General features: G+C 40.6%; 6 tRNA genes and 1 pseudogene. 6 read left to right on the top strand and 1 reads right to left on the bottom strand.

The features are described from left to right. Positions 1-40 precede the first annotated feature (40 nt). The 6 genes from FCV43_RS05375 (at position 41) to FCV43_RS05400 (ending at position 1,221) form a co-directional block, all read left to right on the top strand. Positions 41-116, top strand: a tRNA-Asn gene (locus FCV43_RS05375). A 537-nt stretch (positions 117-653) separates the two neighbouring features. Continuing rightward, positions 654-729, top strand: a tRNA-Phe gene (locus tag FCV43_RS05380). 68 nt (positions 730-797) lie between these two features. After that, positions 798-873, top strand: a tRNA-Thr gene (locus FCV43_RS05385). A gap of 22 nt (positions 874-895) precedes the next feature. After that, a tRNA-Asn gene (locus FCV43_RS05390) sits at positions 896-971 on the top strand. A 48-nt stretch (positions 972-1,019) separates the two neighbouring features. Continuing rightward, positions 1,020-1,095: transfer RNA gene (locus tag FCV43_RS05395), tRNA-Thr, on the top strand. A gap of 50 nt (positions 1,096-1,145) precedes the next feature. Beyond that, positions 1,146-1,221, top strand: a tRNA-Asn gene (locus FCV43_RS05400). A 623-nt stretch (positions 1,222-1,844) separates the two neighbouring features. Here the strand turns inward: FCV43_RS05400 and FCV43_RS05405 are convergent. After that, a pseudogene (locus FCV43_RS05405) lies at positions 1,845-2,855 on the bottom strand (IS630 family transposase). Positions 2,856-2,982 lie beyond the last annotated feature (127 nt).

Genomic DNA, 2,982 nt, shown 5'->3' on the forward strand with positions numbered 1-2,982 from the left:
ATTATTTGGTGCTTAGCATTAAAATGCTGACACAGATAATTCCCCTTTAGTTCAGTTGGTAGAACGGCGGACTGTTAATCCGTATGTCGCAAGTTCAAGTCTTGCAAGGGGAGCCACTTTTAAAAGCCAAGTCGAAAGACTTGGCTTTTTTCATATCTGAACTAAATTGATCCCAATAGGCCCTCGCCTTCTCTATCGATGCTATCCCTTTACTAATAAAGCTCTGAGTATGCAACTCCCGCAACTTACGTAATCCTCCGTCACCAAAATCACTCATCCGCAGCCAATATTTCTATTTAAAATATTCACTCCTTACGAAAGCAAACATCAAAACATTGCTCATTAATTAAGACGGTAGCTTGGGTGATTTTCTATAGTCTACAATTCAAAAATAAACACCAATAAGATAGACATACTAAAGCGCTCGATAATCACAATTAAAAGTGAACTTTTACGCACTCTTTATTTGTTTGTTTACTGTATTTAAGCATAAATAACTCAGTAACCCTCCCCTTCTTACCTCATATTCACTATGCATTTAATGACCAAAATGCCTACAAACAGCCCATTAAGTATAGAAAATCAGCAAACAACATTTTTTTTGCAATTTAATGTTGACCTAGAACGTGAAAAGCCTTTTAATACACCTCGTTGCCCGGATAGCTCAGTCGGTAGAGCAGAGGATTGAAAATCCTCGTGTCGGTGGTTCGATTCCGCCTCCGGGCACCACATTCATTTTGTTGGTGTTAGATTGAAAAATCAAAATACGAGCATAGAATAAATTAAGAATTTAGTGTGCCGACTTAGCTCAGTAGGTAGAGCAACTGACTTGTAATCAGTAGGTCACCAGTTCGACTCCGGTAGTCGGCACCATTCTTAATTAGATACAACCTGTTCCCTTTTAGTTCAGTTGGTAGAACGCCGGACTGTTAATCCGTATGTCGCTGGTTCAAGTCCAGCAAAGGGAGCCACATTAAGTAGCTAGCGTTAGTAACAAACGATAGCGAAAAGAAATTAGTGCCGACTTAGCTCAGTAGGTAGAGCAACTGACTTGTAATCAGTAGGTCACCAGTTCGACTCCGGTAGTCGGCACCATTTTTCATGATTGAAAAATCATAAGCGTTGTTGCTATAAAACAAACCTGTTCCCTTTTAGTTCAGTTGGTAGAACGCCGGACTGTTAATCCGTATGTCGCTGGTTCAAGTCCAGCAAAGGGAGCCACATTTAAGAAACCACTTCTCATGAAGTGGTTTTTTTTCGTCTGAAGAAAATAGCTGCAACACTTCACACTTGAACATCACTCATACGCCTCTGTATGAGCCTAGCAACGATTTTTTTCATAATAGACCAAGTTATATAACCTAAATTAGCCACAAGCCATAGAGGCCGTTATAGTGATATAACCGCTATTTCCAAGCTCGAAGTAGACCATAAATATTAAATGCTAATAGTACCAATGCCGTTAATTTACTATTCAGACTTACCCACTAACGAAAACAGAGTGTTTTTATTCTACTTTCGCATTGAGAATGATCATTCTAAGCCTTACAAACACAATCAATTCATACCTTGTAGATTTTGAAGCTCCTATTAACAAGGTTGTTCTGGCGAACCAATCCATTGGGTTGAGGTCTGGAGAGTATAGTGGGATATTAAGGATCGTAAGATTACTAAAATGGTCAACATGCCTGCTAGCCATTAGCCATTAGCCATTAGCCATTAGCCATTGTCTAATGGCTAATGGCTAATGGCCACTGAGCGTTACGAAAAGAATAGCGTCAGAGTAGCTTCTAAGGACAACGATACCGATGCTGACTCCTCATTAATTATACCTACCCCATTAATTACCCTATCAGTTTAGTCCAACCTCTAGAGCAGAATGACATAACTCTGCGTTTATCCTCACAAAACCGATTCCATGCACCGCATAGTGTCTCTACGATATCATCATAGCTTTCGAAACACCTGTTTGCTACTTCATTTGGCGAAGCCAACTCCATACCTGTTCTATAGGGTTAAGCTTGGGAGAATAAGGTGGGATATGGATAACTGTGAGGTTCTCAGATTCATCGGCAAGATAGCTCTGATGCCAACTCGCTTGCTCCATGATAACAACAGCATGCTTGCCAACCCGTTTGGCTTGAGACATTAATCTGAGTTGCTATTTCATTGCTTCCATATTGCTCAGGGGAACCACTATCGCTTCAGCTTCTCCTGTCGTAACACATACTGCGCCGAACAGGTATACATACTCGAATTGCGGTTGTTGTACAACTCTGGGGCGCGTACCTTTCTCTGCCCATATTCGCGTAGTGGTATCACGTTGACCAAATCTAGCCTCGTCTTGAAACCATATTTGGACATCTTTTAAGGGCGCATGACCAGGGATCTTAAGGATCGTTTCTATTTGGAATTTTTTTAAAATCGTCTTGGGCCTTCTGCGATTGCTTAGGGTGTTTTGAACGAGAAGTTATCCAACTCAGACCTATGTCATGTAATAACTGATAGAGCGCCGACTTTTTATATGATGTATCGAAATGGCTCTCTATATAAAGCCCAATGTCTCTCGCTTGAAGGCGGCCGCCACTTTCATTAGCTGCGAGCTCGATAACATATTCTTTGACTTGTGATTTCTACTCATCAGTTAGGCGATGGGGTCTACCAGAATGTGGGTTCTCCTGAAGTCCATCAAGACCAGCTTTGACCCATTTATTGACGCTTACTCTGCTAACTTTAAGGTACTTAGCTATTTTAGTGCGACTTTTACCGTCAACAAAATGAGAAACGGCTAAATAACGCATTCTAAGTCGAGCATTGGAAGTGGAATTAATCAAACCCGGAAAGTCATGCTTCATAAGGACTCCTTTCAAGAATCTTTATTAGATCATAAAATTAACGGAATTGGTATAATACCAATTGGAGAAAAAATATGATCTAATTAGGGCGTCGCCATCTTACGGGATATTGCTATGGATAGCCTTG

This window comes from Vibrio genomosp. F6 (assembly GCF_005146325.1).
GTDB classification, from domain to species: domain Bacteria; phylum Pseudomonadota; class Gammaproteobacteria; order Enterobacterales; family Vibrionaceae; genus Vibrio; species Vibrio cortegadensis.